At 64.6% G+C, this 16959-nt stretch carries 17 protein-coding genes; 13 read left to right on the top strand and 4 right to left on the bottom strand.

From position 1 onward, the window contains the following. The first annotated feature begins 1 nt into the window (after nt 1). The 5 genes from K426_RS14435 to K426_RS14415 all read left to right on the top strand — a co-directional run bounded on the left by K426_RS14435 (nt 2) and on the right by K426_RS14415 (nt 3502). A complete protein-coding gene (locus K426_RS14435; protein ID WP_066558395.1) occupies nt 2-346 on the top strand; it encodes a hypothetical protein in 345 nt (114 codons plus the stop codon). After that, complete coding sequence (locus tag K426_RS14430) at nt 343-591, top strand: hypothetical protein (protein WP_066558391.1); 249 nt, start codon at nt 343-345, stop codon at nt 589-591. Before K426_RS14435 ends, K426_RS14430 begins: the two co-directional genes overlap by 4 nt. A gap of 182 nt (nt 592-773) precedes the next feature. Continuing rightward, nucleotides 774-1703 (top strand): DUF808 domain-containing protein, encoded by a 930-nt coding sequence (locus K426_RS14425; protein ID WP_066558388.1) that lies wholly within the window; start codon nt 774-776, stop codon nt 1701-1703. Then, the gene (locus K426_RS14420; RefSeq protein WP_066558386.1) at nt 1703-3079 is read left to right on the top strand and encodes an MATE family efflux transporter; all 1377 of its coding nucleotides are present in this window, start codon (nt 1703-1705) and stop codon (nt 3077-3079) included. Before K426_RS14425 ends, K426_RS14420 begins: the two co-directional genes overlap by 1 nt. A gap of 102 nt (nt 3080-3181) precedes the next feature. Continuing rightward, nucleotides 3182-3502, top strand: coding sequence for a hypothetical protein (locus K426_RS14415; RefSeq protein WP_066558384.1), 321 nt, complete (start codon nt 3182-3184; stop codon nt 3500-3502). A 65-nt stretch (nt 3503-3567) separates the two neighbouring features. Here the strand turns inward: K426_RS14415 and rnr are convergent, their stop codons facing one another. Further along, the gene (gene rnr, locus K426_RS14410; RefSeq protein WP_066558381.1) at nt 3568-5880 is read right to left on the bottom strand and encodes a ribonuclease R; all 2313 of its coding nucleotides are present in this window, start codon (nt 5878-5880) and stop codon (nt 3568-3570) included. A 203-nt stretch (nt 5881-6083) separates the two neighbouring features. Further along, entirely contained in the window at nt 6084-7985 is a 1902-nt protein-coding gene (gene sppA / locus K426_RS14405) for a signal peptide peptidase SppA (protein WP_066558376.1), read from the bottom strand. Between the two features lie 155 nt (nt 7986-8140). Between sppA and gpmA the strand changes: the two genes are divergently transcribed. The 8 genes from gpmA (at nt 8141) to K426_RS14365 (ending at nt 16120) form a co-directional block, all read left to right on the top strand. Further along, nucleotides 8141-8827 (top strand): 2,3-diphosphoglycerate-dependent phosphoglycerate mutase, encoded by a 687-nt coding sequence (gene gpmA / locus K426_RS14400; RefSeq protein ID WP_066561825.1) that lies wholly within the window; start codon nt 8141-8143, stop codon nt 8825-8827. A gap of 173 nt (nt 8828-9000) precedes the next feature. After that, nucleotides 9001-9495 (top strand): 5-(carboxyamino)imidazole ribonucleotide mutase, encoded by a 495-nt coding sequence (purE, locus tag K426_RS14395; RefSeq protein ID WP_066558373.1) that lies wholly within the window; start codon nt 9001-9003, stop codon nt 9493-9495. 1 nt (nt 9496) lies between these two features. Next, entirely contained in the window at nt 9497-10567 is a 1071-nt protein-coding gene (locus tag K426_RS14390; protein ID WP_066558372.1) for a 5-(carboxyamino)imidazole ribonucleotide synthase, read from the top strand. Further along, nucleotides 10564-11088, top strand: coding sequence for a dihydrofolate reductase (locus K426_RS14385; RefSeq protein ID WP_066558370.1), 525 nt, complete (start codon nt 10564-10566; stop codon nt 11086-11088). The genes K426_RS14390 and K426_RS14385 overlap by 4 nt, the downstream gene beginning before the upstream one ends. An 8-nt stretch (nt 11089-11096) precedes the next feature. Then, nucleotides 11097-12035 (top strand): bifunctional riboflavin kinase/FAD synthetase, encoded by a 939-nt coding sequence (locus tag K426_RS14380; protein ID WP_066558367.1) that lies wholly within the window; start codon nt 11097-11099, stop codon nt 12033-12035. Nucleotides 12036-12069: 34 nt separating this feature from the next. Beyond that, nucleotides 12070-15045 carry an isoleucine--tRNA ligase gene (gene ileS / locus K426_RS14375; protein WP_066558366.1) on the top strand — a complete coding sequence of 992 codons (2976 nt, stop codon included), beginning with the start codon at nt 12070-12072 and terminating at the stop codon, nt 15043-15045. 146 nt (nt 15046-15191) lie between these two features. After that, nucleotides 15192-15707, top strand: coding sequence for a signal peptidase II (gene lspA / locus K426_RS14370; RefSeq protein WP_066558363.1), 516 nt, complete (start codon nt 15192-15194; stop codon nt 15705-15707). After that, nucleotides 15707-16120 (top strand): DUF3035 domain-containing protein, encoded by a 414-nt coding sequence (locus K426_RS14365; RefSeq protein WP_066558360.1) that lies wholly within the window; start codon nt 15707-15709, stop codon nt 16118-16120. The genes lspA and K426_RS14365 overlap by 1 nt, the downstream gene beginning before the upstream one ends. Nucleotides 16121-16130: 10 nt before the next feature. Here K426_RS14365 and K426_RS14360 read toward each other — a convergent pair whose 3' ends face one another. Further along, nucleotides 16131-16472: an ArsR/SmtB family transcription factor gene (locus K426_RS14360; RefSeq protein ID WP_066558359.1), complete on the bottom strand. Its 342-nt coding sequence runs from the start codon at nt 16470-16472 to the stop codon at nt 16131-16133. Next, nucleotides 16459-16914 (bottom strand): SRPBCC family protein, encoded by a 456-nt coding sequence (locus K426_RS14355; RefSeq protein ID WP_066561823.1) that lies wholly within the window; start codon nt 16912-16914, stop codon nt 16459-16461. The genes K426_RS14360 and K426_RS14355 overlap by 14 nt, the downstream gene beginning before the upstream one ends. Nucleotides 16915-16959: the final 45 nt, after the last annotated feature.

The following is a 16959-nucleotide window of genomic DNA, read 5'->3' as shown; positions in this document are numbered from 1 at the left end:
CATGGAGCAGCGCTCTCTTCTCGAACGGCTGGCGCGCCATCTGGCGGCCGGCAATCCCGACCTTGGGCCGGACCGCTGGCAGGATCAGGTGGAGGATGCCGCCAGCTTGCTCGCCATCATCAAAAGTCCCGATGACGTCATGCGGGAGGCTGGCGACGAGCGCGTCTGGCAGGCGATGATCGACGCGGCGCTGCGTGAGCGATGGGCGATCGCGCCCGCCGCTCCTTCGGTCGAGCCGCCCGGCGGCACCGATGAGGAAGGCGAAATCCCTCTGCCGCCCGACAGCATCGGCGGCAATCGCGCCGAATGGGTCCATTTGCACGAAGCACAGGAGAAGCCGAGATGAAGGGTTTTTTAAAGCTGGCATTCCTTACCGGACTGGGCGCCGCGGCGTGGAAGGGGTGGAAAGAATGGCAGGCGAAGCGCGAGGCAGAGGAGCATTGGACGCCCCCCATGACTTCGGGCCGGGTGCGCGATGCCGGGCCGGACGAGCAGCATATCGATGCGCGCGACTGGGATCTGGTCGACGAGCAGAATGATGAGAGCTTCCCCGCCAGCGACCCGCCCGGCAATTATCGCGGGCTGCATTGAGAGCCTGCGCGAAGCTGCGCCCTTCATCGTCATGCCGGACTGGTTTCAGCATGACGATATTTTCATGAGCGGCCTTTGTTCGTCTGTTCAATTGGCTCTTCCAATCCATTGCCCCACCCCGGTCCCGCCTCTATGGAGACCGCTTCCGGCCTCGTGCCGGAACCAACAGGGGAATTTTATCAATGCCTTCGGGTCTGATCGCGCTGCTCGATGACGTAGCGGGGATTGCCAAGCTTACCGCCAGTTCGCTGGATGATGTCGCCGCCGCAGCAGGCAAGGCCGGGTCGAAGGCGGCGGGAGTCGTGATCGACGACACCGCCGTCACGCCGCGTTATGTCATGGGCCTGACGCCCGACCGCGAACTGCCCATCATCTGGAAGATCGCCAAGGGATCGCTGCGCAACAAGCTGCTGTTCCTGCTGCCCGCGGCGCTGGTGCTGAGCGCCTTCGCGCCCTGGCTGCTGCCGCCCTTGCTGATGCTGGGCGGCGCTTTTCTCTGTTTCGAAGCGGCCGAAAAGCTGCTCGAAGCGCTTCAGGGCGGCCATGATCTGGCGGAAGAAGCGCTGGAGACCCACAGTTCGAAGGATCTGGAGGATGAGAAGGTAGCCGGCGCGATTCGCACCGATTTCATCCTGTCGGGCGAGATCATGGCGATCGCGCTGGGCACGGTGGCGGCGGAACCGATCTGGGAACAGGCGATTATCCTGGTGGTCGTCGCCTTCCTGATCACGGCGGGCGTCTATGGCGTCGTCGGCTTCATCGTGAAGATGGACGATATCGGCCTGCATCTGGCCGAGCGGCGCTCGGTGGGCGCACGGGCATTGGGCCGGGCGATGGTGAAGGCCATGCCGCTACTGATGCGGATATTGAGCGTGGTGGGCACGGCGGCGATGCTCTGGGTCGGCGGCGGGCTGATCGTCCACGGGCTGCATGAATTTCACTGGGATCTGATACCCGGCGCGATCCATCATGTCGCGGAGGGCGCCGCCCATGGCTTGCCCGCCGTCGCGCCGGTGGTCGACTGGGTCGTGAACGCCGTGGGCGCGGGCATCGTCGGATTGGTCATCGGCGGCATCGTCGTGGCGGTGCTGCACCTCTTCAAGAAGCATTGATGCCTTCACCCTGGCGCCTGGAGGCCGGGGCGCTGACGGCGCTCGCGCTGCCGATGATCGCGGGCAATATCGCCTGGGCGGGGATCGCCGCGACCGATCTGCTGCTGCTCGGCCGGTTGGGGGCGAGCGCGGTGGCTTCAGGGGCGCTGGCGATCAACCTGTTCAACGCGCTGCTGATCTTCGGCATGGGGCTGGTCACCGCCGCCGCGCCGCTGATCGCCACGGAGCGCGGGCGGCGGCGGCATTCGGTGCGCGATGTCCGGCGGACGGTGCACCAGACGCTGCGCGCGGCGGCGCTGTTCGTGCTGCCCGCCTGGGCCTTGCTATGGGAAAGCGAGGCGATCCTGCTGCTGATGGGGCAGGAAGCCGACCTTGCGGCCCAAGCAGGCGAATTGATGCGCGGGCTGCAATGGGCGCTGCTGCCCTTCCTGGGCTTTACCACCCTGCGCAATTTCATTTCCGCGCTCGAACGTCCTGTCTGGGGTCTGGTCATCATGGTCTGCGCCATCCCGATCAACGTGCTGGCGGGGTGGGCGCTGATCTTCGGGCATCTGGGCTTTCCCGCGCTGGGGATGTTCGGCGCGGGGATCGCCAGCAGCCTGTCCTCCTCCTTCCTGTTCTTCGGGCTGCTCTCCGTCATCCTGATCGACCGGCGGTTCCGTCGCTATCGGCTGCTCGGGCGTTTCTGGACGCGGGACCGGGAACGGCACCGCACGGTCTGGGCGCTGGGCCTGCCGATCGCGATCACCCTGGGGCTGGAAACGACCGTGTTCAACGCCTCCGCCTTTCTGATGGGGCTGATCGACCGCGACTCGCTGGCGGCGCATGCGGTGGCGATCCAGATCGCGGCGCTGGTCTTCATGGTGCCGATGGGCATTGGCCAGGCCGCGACGGTGCGCGTGGGCCTCGCCTATGGGAAGCGGGACCGGGCGGCGGTCGGCCGGGCGGGTTGGCTGGCGCTGGCGATCGGGACCGGATTCGCGCTCATGGCTGCGACGATGCTGATCCTCTTTCCCCGGACGCTGATCTCGGCCTTTCTGGATCTGCGCGACCCGGCCAATCAGCGAACGGCCGCGCTGGCGATCAGCTTTCTCGGCGTGGCCGCGTTATTCCAATTGGTGGACGCCGCGCAAGCGGTCGGCGCGGGTGTGCTGCGGGGCATACAGGATACCAGGGTGCCGATGATCGTCGCGCTGATCGGCTATTGGGTGATCGGCATCGGCATCGGCGTCATCCTTGCCTTTCCGCTGGGCCTCAAGGGGCTGGGCATCTGGCTGGGCCTGGCGAGCGGCCTTGGAGTCGTGGCGATCTCGCTCGTGGCGCGCTGGGCGCTGCGCGAGCGGCTGCACCTGTTGCCGCAGGCGCGAAGCATCTGATGTTTATTCGTTCCGCAAATGCGCCAGGTTGCGTCATCAGATGATGGTGCGACGCACAAAGCAATTGAACCGGGGCGCCAAATTTGTCATGAAAAGCGCACTATGAACGCTCCTACCATGTTCTTCGAAGCCATCGCGCTCCAGAAATGTCTGACGGCGACCTATAACAAGATGGTCGTGAAGCTGGCCCCGCACATTCTCTACACGCGCCATGACGAAATGTTCATCGACGCCGTGACGATCGAACGGGATGGGCGCCCGCCGCGGGAATTGAAACTGGGCACCTTCAAGCTGGCGGGATTGAACGACGTCTGCCTGATCGATGAAAAGTTCGAGGCGATGCACGGCCTGTATGATCAGGGCGACAGTAAATATAAGGGCGTGACCCTGTTCGCCGTCGAGCCGGAGAGCGCGGCGGCCTGACGTTTCGCCGCCGGGTTGAGAACGAAAAAGGGCGGTCCCGCGGGCCGCCCTTTTTCGTTCGGCCATCACCGCCGATGCTTGCCCCGCTTCGCCCCGATATGGCGGATATTGGTGGGCCGTCCGCGCCGGGCGCTGCCCGGACGTGCGCGATCCTTCCGGAAACTCGGCCGTTGGGGCAGGGCATCTGGCAGTTCGAAGCGCAGCGCGCCGTTGATCGGGTCCGCCTCCGCCAGCCGCAATTGCAGGCGTTGCCCGACCGTATAGCGATCTCCGCTCTCAACCCCCTCCAGCGCTCGCCCGGCTTCGTCATAGAAGAAACGCTCGTCGCCCAGAGTCGAGACCGGCACCAGCCCGTCGCCGCCCAGCCCCTCGACCGTGGCGAAGAAGCCGAAGCTCTGCACCCCGGTGATCCGCGCCTCCACCAGATCGCCCACATGCGCCGCCAGAAAGGCCGCGACATAGCGGTCGATCGTCTCCCGCTCCGCCTCCATGGCGCGGCGCTCATGCTGGCTGATCATCTCGCCCACGCGGCCCATATTCTCCATATCCTCGCCGCTCAGCGAAGACCGGTCGGGAATGACGCCGCCCTTGGGCGCGGGCAGTTCCAGTCCATAGGCGCCGACCAGCGCCCGATGCACCAGCAGGTCCGCATAGCGCCGGATCGGTGAGGTGAAATGGGCATAGGAACCCAAAGCCAGCCCGAAATGACCCAGATTGGACGGCGCATAATAGGCCTGGGTCTGGCTGCGCAGGATCTGCTCCATGATCTGCGGCTTTTCCTCGGCCTCCCCGACGCGCTCGATGAGGCGGTTGAAGGTCGCGGGCTTCACCACCTGTCCCAGCGCGAATTCGATGTCGAAAGTCGCCAGATAGTCCTTCAGCGCCACCAGCTTGTCCCGGCTCGGCGGCTCATGGACACGATACATGACCGGCGCCTTCTTTGCTTCAAGCGCCTTGGCCGCCGCGACATTGGCGGCGATCATATAATCCTCGATCACCATATGCGCGTCGAGCCGCTCGCGCACCGCCACGCTGACGATCTTGCCATATTCGTCCAGCACCACCCGCCGCTCCGGCAGGTCCAGCGCCAGCGGCTCCCGCTTGTCCCGCGCCTTGCGCAGCAGCGCCCAGCAGGCCCAGAGCGGCTTCAATGCCGTCTCCAGCAGCGGCTCCTCCCGCGTCCCGTCTATGGCCGCCTGCGCGTCCTCATAGGCCAGCACCGCAGCCACCCTGATAATCGCGCGGGAGAAACGCCAGCTCTTCACCTTGCCCGAAGCGTCGAGGACGAGGTGACAGGCCATCGCCGCCCGATCCTCGTCCGCCCGCAGCGAACACATGTCCGAAGATAGCTGATGCGGCAGCATCGGCACGACGAGGTCAGGGAAATAGACGCTGTTCCCGCGCTTGCGCGCCTCCCGGTCGAGCGCGCTGCCCGGCCGCACATAATAGCTGACGTCCGCGATCGCGACGATCGCCTTGTAACCGCCGGCATTGTCCGGGTCTTCATCCGGCGCAGCCCAGACCGCATCGTCATGATCCCGCGCATCGACCGGATCGATGGCGACGATGGGCAGATGCCGCAGATCCTCCCGCTTTTCCTCATGCAGAGCCAGGTCGGAAGCCGTGACCGCCTCCTCCTCCACCCGCTCGGAAAAGACGTGGGGAATGCCATGTTTGTGAATGGCGATGAGGCTGAAACTGCGCGGCGCGAAGGGATCGCCCAATATATCCGTTACCCGCGCCGTGATGCGCGGCGGGCGGCCCACCGGCTCGGCCAACACCAGATCGCCCTTCTTCGCGGTCCCCACATCCGAAATCGGCGTGTCCCGGCGAATGCGCTTGTCGACGGGGCGCAGCCACAGCTTGCCGCCATCTCCTTCCTCGACCACGCCCAGCAATTCCTCGCTGGCCTTGGCGAGCTTCTTCATCGGATGCGCGACCCAGCCGCGCCCGGCCTCCTCCGTCCGCGCTAATATCCGGTCACCGATGGTGAGGGCGCCTCTCTTGCCCCGTTCCACGATGCGCAGCCGGGGCGCAGGTTGGCCCTCCGCCTCCCAGCGTTCGGGCGTGGCGATCAGGGTCGTATCGTCGACATCGACGATCCGCAGCACCGTCACCTTCGGCACGCCGCCCATCTTGTGAAAGGCGCGCGCCGGACCGATGTCGATCAGTCCCTCATCCGCCATATCCTTGAGCAGGGCTTTGAGCGCGATCTTCTCTTGCCCCTTGAGGCCGAACGCTTTCGCGATTTCCCGCTTTCCCGCCGGTTGGTCGGCGGAGGTGATGAAATCCATCACCTGTTCGCGTGTCGGGAAGCCTGCGGGCCGCACCTTGCTGTGGGAGGGAACGGATTTCTTCTTCTTTTCGGTCGATGCCATGGATCAGCTATAGGGAGAGCGGCCCCGTCACGCCAGTACTCCATGGCGGAAGGTCTGCCCGACATCGTGGCGACCGTGTGGAGCGGCCTTTGAGTGGAGTGAACAGGATGGGTGGAAGGCGGACCTTCAGTTCCCGTTCGCCCTGAGCTTGTCGAAGGGTCTTGCTGCCGGCCGTCATCCCCGTTTCGCCGGCCACCCTTACATCACCGCCAAAGCCCCAGCAAAACCGCCATCAACCCCCGCTCATCCGCTGCCTTAGCCACCCGTGGCGCGCCATAGCCCCGGCACTCCAGACAATCCGCCCGCACACCCGCGCCGCTCACCAGCGCCCGCACGTCGGCAACGGCCTGCAAGGCCCAGTTCCTCTGCACCATCGCCTGCCGTCCTAGCAGATCGCGCCCCATCGCCCCATCCGGAGCTCCCGCATCATCCTCATCCTCGCGGTCCACGATCGACTGGACGAACTCCGCGAACTTGTCCGGTTTCTTTGCGATCCGATAGGGCTTGGCCTTGGCCGGATCGATCTTCGCCAGCTTCGCCGCCTCGGCAATCGCGTCCTCCAGCCCGCCGAAGCGATCCACCAGCCCGATCTGCCGCGCCGTGCCCCCGTCCCAGACGCGTCCCTGCGCGATCGCGTCGATCTGCTGCGGCGTCTTGCGCCGGGATTGCGCCACCAGCCCGACGAAGCGGCCGTAAATATCTTCGACCCCCATCTGCATGATCCGGTCGAACTCGGGCGTCGTCCCTCCGGCAATGTCCGGCTGTCCCGACAATGGCGTCGTCTTCACGCCGTCGGTGGTCACGCCCATCTTCGCCAGCGTGCCCTCGAAGCTCGGAATGATGCCGAACACGCCGATCGAGCCGGTGATCGTGTCCGGTTCGGCAAAGATCACATTGGCGGGCGTCGACACCCAATAGCCGCCGCTCGCCGCCACATTGCCCATGGAGACCACCACCGGCAGGCCTTCGGACCTGGCCTCCATGATGGCGCTGCGAATCTTCTCCGACGCCATCACCGACCCGCCCGGCGAATCCACTCGCACCACCAGGGCCTTCAAGTCCTTCTCCGCCAGTGCCTTGCGCAGCAGCGCCGAAATCGTGTCGCCCGCAGCAGTGCCCGGACCCGCCTCGCCATCGACGATATCGCCCGCGACGGTCAGCACGCCGATCTCGCCGCCATTGGCGGGCTTATGCGCCTTCATGTAGTTTTTCAGATCGATGGCCGCAAAGTCCCCGGCCTTGTCGTCCGGCGCATCGCCCGCTACCTCGGCCACGCGGGCGCCGAAGGCCGCCTCGTCGCCCAGCCTGTCGACCAGCCCGGCGCCCAGGGCCGCCTTCGCCAGATTGCCGCCCGCAGCCTCCGCCAAGGCGGCCGGATCGCGCACATAGGCTGCCAGCCTTGCCTTGGGCCGCGCCTTGGCGACTTCCTGCTGCCAATCCTCCCACAGCGCGTTGGCAAGCGCCTGATTGGCCTGCTTGGCCTCAGGCGACTGGTCGGTGCGGGTGAAGGGTTCGACAAAGCTCTTATAGGTGCCGACGCGATAGACATGGGTATTGACCCCCAGCTTGTCGATCAGCCCCTTATAATAAAGCCCCGATCCGCCGCGCCCGACAATCGCCACGCCGCCCAGCGGATCGACCCAGCTTTCGGTCGCATGCGCGGCCAGTTGATAGCTGTCGTCGCTATAGATGGTGGCATAGGCGAAGACCGGCTTCTTCGCCGCGCGCACCGCGTCCAGCGCCTTGCCGACCCGCGCCAGCGCGACCTGACCGCCGCCCGCGAACCCGTCCAGGTTCAGCACCACGGCCTTCACATGCCTGTCGTCCCTCGCGGCGTCGAGCGCGGCGACGATATCGGCCAGCCCATATTCCTTGCTCTTGTCGCGGGAGCCGGTGAGCAACGCCATCGGATCGACCTCGGAAGGCTGCTCGACGATGCTCCCGTCCAGCTTCAGCAACAGCGCGCCGCTGCTCACGCTCTGCGCGGGCTTGGGCGACCAGGACAGGGCGGCATAGAGCAGCCCGAAGAACATCAGCAGGAACAGCAGCACCAGCCCGTCCTTGATGGCGACCAATATGCGCCACATGCCCTTCACAAATGCCAAGATGCCGGTTCCTTCCTTAAGCTCTTGAGTGGGCTAACCGATCGACGGACCGACTGCAATGTGGGGGCAGGCGGGGCTTGCGCAAGCTTGCGTCGGATGATTCCGGCGTTATGGGAGGCCGCAACTCATGGTTTCTCTTGCAGGAGACACGCTTCATGCCCACGCTCGTCCTCATCCGTCACGGCCAGTCGGCCTGGAATCTCGAAAACCGCTTCACCGGCTGGTGGGATGTGGACGTGACCGAAAAGGGCGCCGAGGAAGCCCGCGCCGCCGGTCGCCTGATGGCGCAAAAGGGGCTGGATTTCGACCAGTGCTACACCTCGGTCCAGACCCGCGCGATCAAGACGCTGAACCTCGCGCTGGAGGAAATGGGCCGCCTCTGGCTCCCGGTGGAGAAGGACTGGCGCCTCAATGAGCGTCATTATGGCGGCCTCACCGGCCTCAACAAGGCGGAGACGGCGGCCAAGCATGGCGACGATCAGGTGAAGATCTGGCGCCGCAGCTTCGACACGCCCCCGCCGCCGCTGGAAGCAGGCAGCGAGTTCGACCTGTCGAAGGACCGCCGTTATGCCGGCATCCCGATCCCGTCGACGGAATCGCTGAAAGACACCATCGCCCGCGTATTGCCCTATTGGGAAGAACGCATCGCTCCCGACCTGAAGGCGGGCAAGCGCGTCGTCATTTCCGCCCACGGCAACTCGCTCCGCGCGCTGGTGAAGCACCTGTCCAACATCCCCGATGACGAGATCACCGAACTGGAAATCCCGACCGGCCAGCCGATCGTCTATGAGTTGAATGACGACCTGACGGCGAAGGACCGCTATTACCTTTCAGAACGTTAAAATCCGATGTGCTCCTGCGAAGGCAGGAGCCCAGTCCCGCCGTCTGAGCTGGGCTCCTGCCTTCGCAGGAGCACGAAATAGGAACGGAAAGCAGCAATTCCCGCATTGCCCCTCCGCCAACCTCCCGCTAAGGGGCTTTGCTTTCCGCACTATCAGGGAAAGTGCCAAGCGAAATGACCGGGGCAGTCGAAGCCGTGGAAGTCGGCATCATCATGGGCAGCCGTTCCGATTGGGAAACGATGCGCCACGCCTCCGAGACTCTCGAAGCGCTCGGCGTCGCCCATGAGTGCAAGGTCGTCTCCGCCCACCGCACCCCCCAACGCCTCTACGACTACGCCACCGGCGCCGTAGCCCGCGGCCTCAAAGTCATCATCGCCGGAGCCGGGGGTGCTGCGCATCTTCCTGGCATGACCGCCTCCATGACCCGCCTGCCGGTCCTTGGCGTTCCGGTTGAATCCAAGGCGCTCAAGGGCATGGACAGCCTGCTCTCCATCGTCCAGATGCCCGGCGGCATTCCCGTCGGCACGCTCGCCATCGGCAAGCCCGGCGCGATCAACGCCGCGCTTTTCGCTGCCTCCATCCTCGCCACCACCGACGCCGCGCTTGCCGAGCGCCTCGACGCGTGGCGCGCCAAGCAGACCAACGACGTAGCGGACACGCCCGAATAAGATGACCATCATCCCGCCCGGCTCGACCATCGGCATATTAGGCGGCGGCCAGCTTGGCCGGATGACCGCCATCGCCGCCGCGCAGCTTGGCTATCGCACCCATATCTATGCCCCGGAAAGCAGCGGCCCCGCCGCCGACGTTTCCCCGCGCTGGACGCAGGGCGCCTATGAAGACGCCGAAGCCCTCGCGGCTTTCGCGGACGGCGTGGACGTCGTCACCTACGAGTTCGAGAATATCGACCCCGCCGCCGTCGAAGTCCTCGCCACCCACGGCCTCGTCCGCCCCGGCGCGCAGGCCTTGCGCGTCGCGCAGGACCGCCTTGCCGAAAAGCGTTTCGTCTGCGATCTGGGCGGCCTCACGGCTCCCTTCGCGCAGGTCGAAAGCCTCGACGATCTCGAAGAAGCGCTCGACCAGATCGGCAGCAAGGCGATCCTCAAGACCAACCGCATGGGCTATGACGGCAAGGGGCAGGCGCGCCTGTCCGACCCCGGCGACGCGGTCGGCGCCTGGAATGCCATTGGCCGCCAGAGCGCCATAGTCGAAGGCTTCGTGACCTTCCGCCAAGAATATTCCGTCATCCTCGTGCGCGGCGCCAATGGCGACATCCGCTTCTGGGACAGCGCGGCCAATGTCCATAAGGACGGCATCCTCGACACGTCGACGGTCCCGGCTGGCGCGCTCATCGAAGGCCAACTCCCCGAAGCCCGCGCGCTGGCAACGAAAGTCGCCAACGCTCTGGATTATATCGGCGTCCTCACGCTGGAGTTCTTCGCCAGCGCCGACGGGCCGGTCTTCAATGAAATGGCCCCACGCGTCCACAATAGCGGCCACTGGACCATCGAAGGCGCGCTCACCAGCCAGTTCGAAAATCATGTGCGGGCGATCTGCGGCCTGCCGCTGGGCGATACCGGCCTTGCCGCCGTGCAGGTCGAGATGCGCAACCTCATCGGTGAGCAAGCCAATGACTGGCAGAAAATCCTGTCCGACCCGGCCAACCATCTGCACCTTTACGGCAAGCACGAAGCCCGCCCTGGCCGCAAAATGGGTCATGTCACCCGCCTGACTCTATGATCGAAACCCCGGAAATCGTCCTCATCCTCGCCCGCGCCGACAATGGCGTGATCGGCAAGGACGGCGATCTGCCTTGGCGCCTGCCTGCCGACCTCAAGCATTTCAAGGCGCTCACCCTAGGCTACCCGATGGTCATGGGCCGAAAGACCTTCGACAGCCTGCCGGGCCTGCTTCCAGGCCGCCGCCACATCGTCCTGACCCGCGATCCGACATGGGCAGGGGAGGGCGCCGAAACCGCCCACAGCCCCCAGGACGCCATCGCCAAAGCCGACGCCCCCCTGATCGCCATCATAGGCGGAGCCGAAATCTACCAATTCTTCCTGTCCCTCGCGCACCGGATCGAACTCACCGAAGTTCACATCGATGCGGAAGGCGACACCCGCATCGCCTATCCCGACCCCGCGAACTGGGAAGAAAGCGCCCGCGCAGACCATCCCGCACAGGATGGCCGCCCCGCCTACAGCTTCGTCACCTTCCGCCGCACCGCCGCGCATTGCCAGCGGCCGGACGCATCCCTATAGCGCCCCTCATGGAGCGGCTGCACAGCAGCGACCCGATGCCTGCCCATCTGCGCGGCAGCATCATGGCGCTGGGAAATTTCGACGGATTTCATGCCGGGCATCAGGCTGTCGCCCGCCGCGCCATAGAGCTTGCCCGGGCCGAAGGCCGCCCCGCGATCATCGCCACATTCGACCCGCATCCCATGCGGCTCTTTCGACCCGAAACGCCCTGGTTCCGCCTGACCACGCTCGACCAGCGCGAACGCCTGTTCACCAAAGCCGGCGCCGATGCCATGCTGGTGTTCGACTTCACCCGCGAACTCGCGGCCCTCGACCCGCAAGCCTTCGTCCGCCTGCTGACCGGCTGGGGCGTCGCGGGAGTCGTCACCGGCGAGGATTTTACCTTCGGCAAGGACCGCGCAGGCACCACCGAAACCCTCGCGCAATTGGGCGGCGCCATGGGCCTTAGCGCGCAAGCCGTCGCGCCGGTTACCGGAGCAGGCGGAGAAATCATCTCCTCCACCCACATCCGTCAGGCGCTCAAATCGGGCGACTGCGCCACCGCGACCCGCCTGCTGACCCGCCCCTTCACCATCGAAGGCATGGTTCAGCATGGCGACAAGCTTGGCCGCACCATCGGTTTTCCGACCGCCAATGTCGACCTTGGCCATTATCTGCGCCCGGCCTATGGCATTTACGCCGTGCGCGGCCTGCTTGCCGACGGCCGTGTGCTGGACGGCGCCGCCAATCTCGGCATCCGCCCCAGCTTCGATCCGCCCAAGGAACTGCTGGAGCCGCATTTCTTCGATTTCGCCGAAAGCCTCTACGATCAGGTGATAGAGGTCCAACTCATCCACTTCCTCCGCCCGGAAGCGAAATATGACGGTCTCGACCCGCTAATGGCGGCGATCGCGAAGGACTGCGACGATGCGCGGCAAATCCTTGCGGGAACGCCGTACCTCGCCTAATGCCGCGCGATCAGATTAACACGCGCGGACCTTCATGACCGACCAGCCAGACTATAAGAGCACCGTATTCCTGCCCGTCACCGACTTCCCGATGAAGGCGGGCCTCGCGCAGAAGGAACCGGCGATCCTCGCGCGCTGGGAGGAAATGGACCTCTATGGCAAGCTGCGCGAGCGGCGGAAGGGCCGCGAACGCTTCATCCTCCACGACGGCCCGCCCTATGCTAATGGCGACATCCATATGGGCCACGCGATGAACAAGGTGCTCAAGGACATCATCGTCCGCAGCCAGTCATTGCTGGGTAAAGATGCGCCCTATGTCCCCGGCTGGGATTGCCACGGCCTTCCGATCGAATGGAAGATCGAGGAGGAATATCGCAAGAAGAAACAGAACAAGGACGAGGTTCCCGCGCAGGAGTTCCGCGCCGAATGCCGCGCCTATGCGGACAAATGGGTCGGCGTGCAGAAGGAGCAGTTCAAGCGCCTTGGCGTGATGGGCGATTGGGACGATCCCTATCTCACCATGAAGTTCGACGCCGAAGCCACCATCGTCGGGGAACTGCTGAAATTCGCGGAAAGCGGCCAGCTCTATCGCGGCGCCAAGCCCGTCATGTGGTCCCCGGTCGAAAAGACCGCGTTGGCCGAGGCGGAAGTGGAATATGAGGACATCGTCTCGACCCAGATCGACGTGGCGTTCGAGATTGTTGAAGCGCCGAACGCGCCGGAACTGGTCGGCGCTCATGCGGTGATCTGGACCACGACGCCTTGGACGATCCCGGTCAATCAGGCGCTGGCTTATGGGCCGGAGGTTGAGTACGGCGTTTATGTTTTTGAGTGGCCGTTTGATACCACTGACAATGTCAGGCCGGAAGGCGTTCTGACGACCGAAAGTGTCGCGGAGTTCCGTTACCTGTTGGCTGAACCATTGGCGGAGTCTGTAAGGGCGCGCATCACTGGCTCTCCCGAGAACTCGCCTTTGGGTGGCCAAGTCATGAAGAAGGTGGCTTCGCTCAAAGGTTCCCAACTCGCCGGAGCCATCGCCCGCCACCCGATGCACGCCCTCGGCGGCTTCTTCGCCAGGCCGCGCCCGTTCCTCGCAGGCGATTTCGTCACCACCGACGCGGGCACCGGCCTTGTCCACATGGCGCCCGACCATGGCGAGGACGACTTCGCGCTCTGCAAGGCGAACGGCATCAACCCGGTCTTCGCCGTCGAAAATGACGGCAAATATCGCGAGGACTGGCTCTGGCTCGGCGGCCAAGGATCGGTTATCAACCCGAAATTCGTCAGCAAGGACGGCCCGATCTGCACCGACCTGCGCGAAGTGGGCGGGCTTCTGGCTGCCTCCGACGACTTCAAGCACAGCTATCCCCATAGCTGGCGCTCCAAGGCGAAGATCATCTTCCGCTGCACCCCCCAATGGTTCATCCCGATGGACCAGACTTCACCCCTCCCCTTCAGGGGAGGGGCCGGGGGTGGGGGCTCTCCAGATAGTTCGGGGCTTGGGTTGATCTCCCACCTCAACCCCTCCCATGAAGGGGAGGGGCTTAAGGGCAATGGCGCCACCCTGCGCGACCTCGCCCTCAACTCGATCGAAAACACCCGCTGGGTGCCGGAACGCTCGATCAACCGCATCCGCTCGATGGTGGAGGGCCGCCCCGACTGGGTGATCAGCCGCCAGCGCGCCTGGGGCGTACCCATCGCCCTCTATGTTCATCGCAAGACTGGCGAATATCTCGTTGATAAGGCAGTAAATGCCCGCATCGTCGAAGCATTCAAGGGCGCAGGCGCCGACGCCTGGTTCGGCGCCGACCATCAGGCGCTGCTCGGCCCGGATTACGACCTCAATGACTATGAGGTGGTCAACGACATTCTCGACGTCTGGTTCGACAGCGGCTCGACTCACAGCTTCGTGGTCGAGGGCCGCTACGGCCCCGATGCCCGCGCCGACCTTTATCTGGAAGGCTCCGACCAGCATCGCGGCTGGTTCCAGTCCTCGCTGCTCGAAAGCAGCGGCACCCGCGGCCGCGCGCCCTATGACGCCGTCCTTACCCACGGCTTCGCGCTGGACGGGCAGGGCCGCAAAATGTCGAAGAGCCTGGGCAATGTGGTCGATCCGCTGAAGGTCATCGCGGAGAGCGGCTCCGACATATTGCGCGTCTGGGTCGCCAGCACCGACTATTTCGACGATGTCCGCATCGGCAAGGAAGTGCTGGCCGGTTCGTCCGACGCCTATCGCAAACTTCGCAACACTTTCCGTTACTTGCTGGGCGCTCTTTCCGATTTTTCGGAAGAGGAAAAGCTGCCCGTTTCGGAAATGCCGGAGCTGGAGCGCTATATGCTCCACCGGCTTGCCAGCCTCGACGCGGACCTCAAGGCGGTGGTGGACAAGGCGGCCGGCAGCGAGAATTGGCTCGAATTCAGCCGCTATACCCGCGCCCTGTTCGACTTCGCCAATAGCGACCTGTCGGCATTCTTCTTCGACATTCGCAAGGACTGCCTCTATTGCGACGCGAAGAGCGATCCCAAGCGCCGCGCCTATCGCACCGTGCTGGACACGCTGTTCCACGCGCTGGTCCGCTATGCTGCGCCGATCATCCCCTTCACCGCTGAGGAGGTCTGGCAAAGCCGCTTCACAAACCCCGAAGAAAGCGTCCATTTCCTCGAATGGCCGGAAGTCGACGCGGCTTGGGCGAATGAAGCGCTCGACGCCAAGTGGACCGAGCTGCGCGACCAGCGCGATCAGGTAAACGAAGCCATCGAGCCGCTCCGCCGCGAAAAGATCGTCCGCTCCAGCTTGGAGGCCGACGTCACCATGGGTCAGCTGGTCCCCAGTGACGGTGTGAACTTCGCCGAAATCGCCATCGTCGCCCGCATCGAAATGGGCAAGGGCGATGGCATCGTCGTCAAGCCCAGCGACTGGCACAAATGCGGCCGCTGCTGGCGCCTGCTGCCGGAAGTGGAGGAAGACGGCGCACTCTGCAACCGCTGCGACGAAGTGCTGTCGGTTTGATATGAAGCGCTTGCCAGTGCTTCGTGCTCCTGCGAAGGCAGGAGCCCAGTCTAGAGGTCCGAACTGGGCTCTCGCGAACCACTCGTCTTACTCGAGTGCTTTCGCAGGAGCACGGGGCGCTCGAATTTCAGGTTGAGCACTTATTGATGCCAAATCCCGTCAACCACCGCCCGCTTGGCTTGATCGTCGCGATCGTCACGCTCGCGCTCGACCAACTCGTCAAATATACCGTCACCTATCCGCTGGCGCTGAAAAGCCGGATGGATGACGGCATCGAAATCCTGCCGATCTTCCGCTTGCGCTGGCTGGAAAATCGCGGCGTTTCCATGGGTTTCTTCCACGCCGACAGCGACATGATGCGCTGGATTCTGGTTGGCATGACCATGCTGATCGCGGGCTTCGTCGGCGTGTGGATGTGGCGCGAAAAGGCGCGGCAGGATGTTGCGGCGCTCGGCCTCGTCCTTGGCGGCGCGATCGGCAATATCGTCGACCGCGTGCGCCTTGGCTATGTCGTCGATTATGCCGACCTGCATTTTGGCGAATGGCGGCCTTTCCTGATTTTCAACCTGGCCGATGCGGCCATCACTTTCGGCGTGCTGATCCTGCTTGCGCGGGCGCTTCTGCTGCGCGAGAAGGGCGCAAAGACGGAGTCATTGAACTAATGCGTAAACTGATCCTCGCCGCTGGCCTGATTTCGATGCTGTCCGCTTGCGGCGGCGGCGGCGGCCTCTTCGGCCGTGCCCGCCCCGACGAGTTCGCCGTGGCGCGTCAGGCTCCGCTGGTGATCCCGCCCGACTTCGCGCTGGTCCCGCCCGCACCGGGCACCCCGGCGGCTGCGTCCATCGATTCGAGCAAGGCCGCCATGGAAGCCATGTTCGGCGGCCCCGCCGCCCGCAGCCCCGGCGAAAGCGCCACGCTGAACGCCGCCGGCCGTGCCAATGCCGCCGCTGGCATCCGCTCCTCGGCTGGCGATCCGGCGACCGAAGTCGTGGACAAGGGCGCCACAACTCGCGACATCATCGCTGCCCCGGAAGGTGACGGCCAGGACGCTCGCGCTTCCACCCCGCAGCAGTAAAAGCAGAAACTTAGGGCTGGTTCTCGATAAAATCCTTGAACCGGCCCAAAGTCCCGTCCCACTGGCTCCCCACTTGGTCGAGCCAGTTCCGGGCCTTCGCGAAGACCTCCGGCTGCAAGGTGAACAGCACCTCCCGCCCGCTCCTGGTCCGCCGCACCAGCCCCGCGCCCAGCAGCACATCCAGATGCTTGGCCACCGCCTGACGGCTGATCGGCAATCCATCGCCCAGTTGAACGATGGACCGCTCTCCACCATCGGAAAGCCTCCCGATCAGCCCCAGCCGCGTCGCGTCACCCAAAGCCGCAAACAGCCGCGCCGGATCGGGGGGAGGGGTCTTCTCAACCCTCAACATAGTCGCGGATATTCTTCACCTGCTCCGCCCAGCCGCCGTCATTGGACCGCATGACATTGCTCCGCCGCGGCTCCGGCACCTTGTCGAACCCGCTCTCGGTCACAGTCAGCCGCGTGCCATTCTCTAACGGCTCCAGCACGAACTCCACCAGCGTCCATTCCGGCACGGCCATGCCACTCTCCATCAGCGCCTTGTCGCCTCCGGTCGCCGGCCACTCATAGGCAAAGCGCGTCATCGGCTCGATCGCCAAGACCCGCGCTTCCCAGCGATAATCCTCATAGCCGGGATAGGTCATATGCCCGGTCGAAGCCTGACCCACGGCAAAAGGCTGATCCAGCGCGACCCGGAACCAGGCTCCGAACTTCTCATGATCGATCAGCGCGTCCCAAACCTTCGCGATGGGGGCGGCAATCTCGATGGTCTTGATGATGGAATCGGTCATGTCGGCAACCTCCTGGTTGCCAATATGCACGCGTTTGGAATTCAT

It is taken from the genome of Sphingobium sp. TKS (assembly GCF_001563265.1).
Taxonomy (GTDB): Bacteria; Pseudomonadota; Alphaproteobacteria; order Sphingomonadales; family Sphingomonadaceae; genus Sphingobium.
The sequence above is the reverse complement of the archived record's forward strand: the minus strand, read 5'-3'. Positions and strand labels throughout refer to the sequence as shown.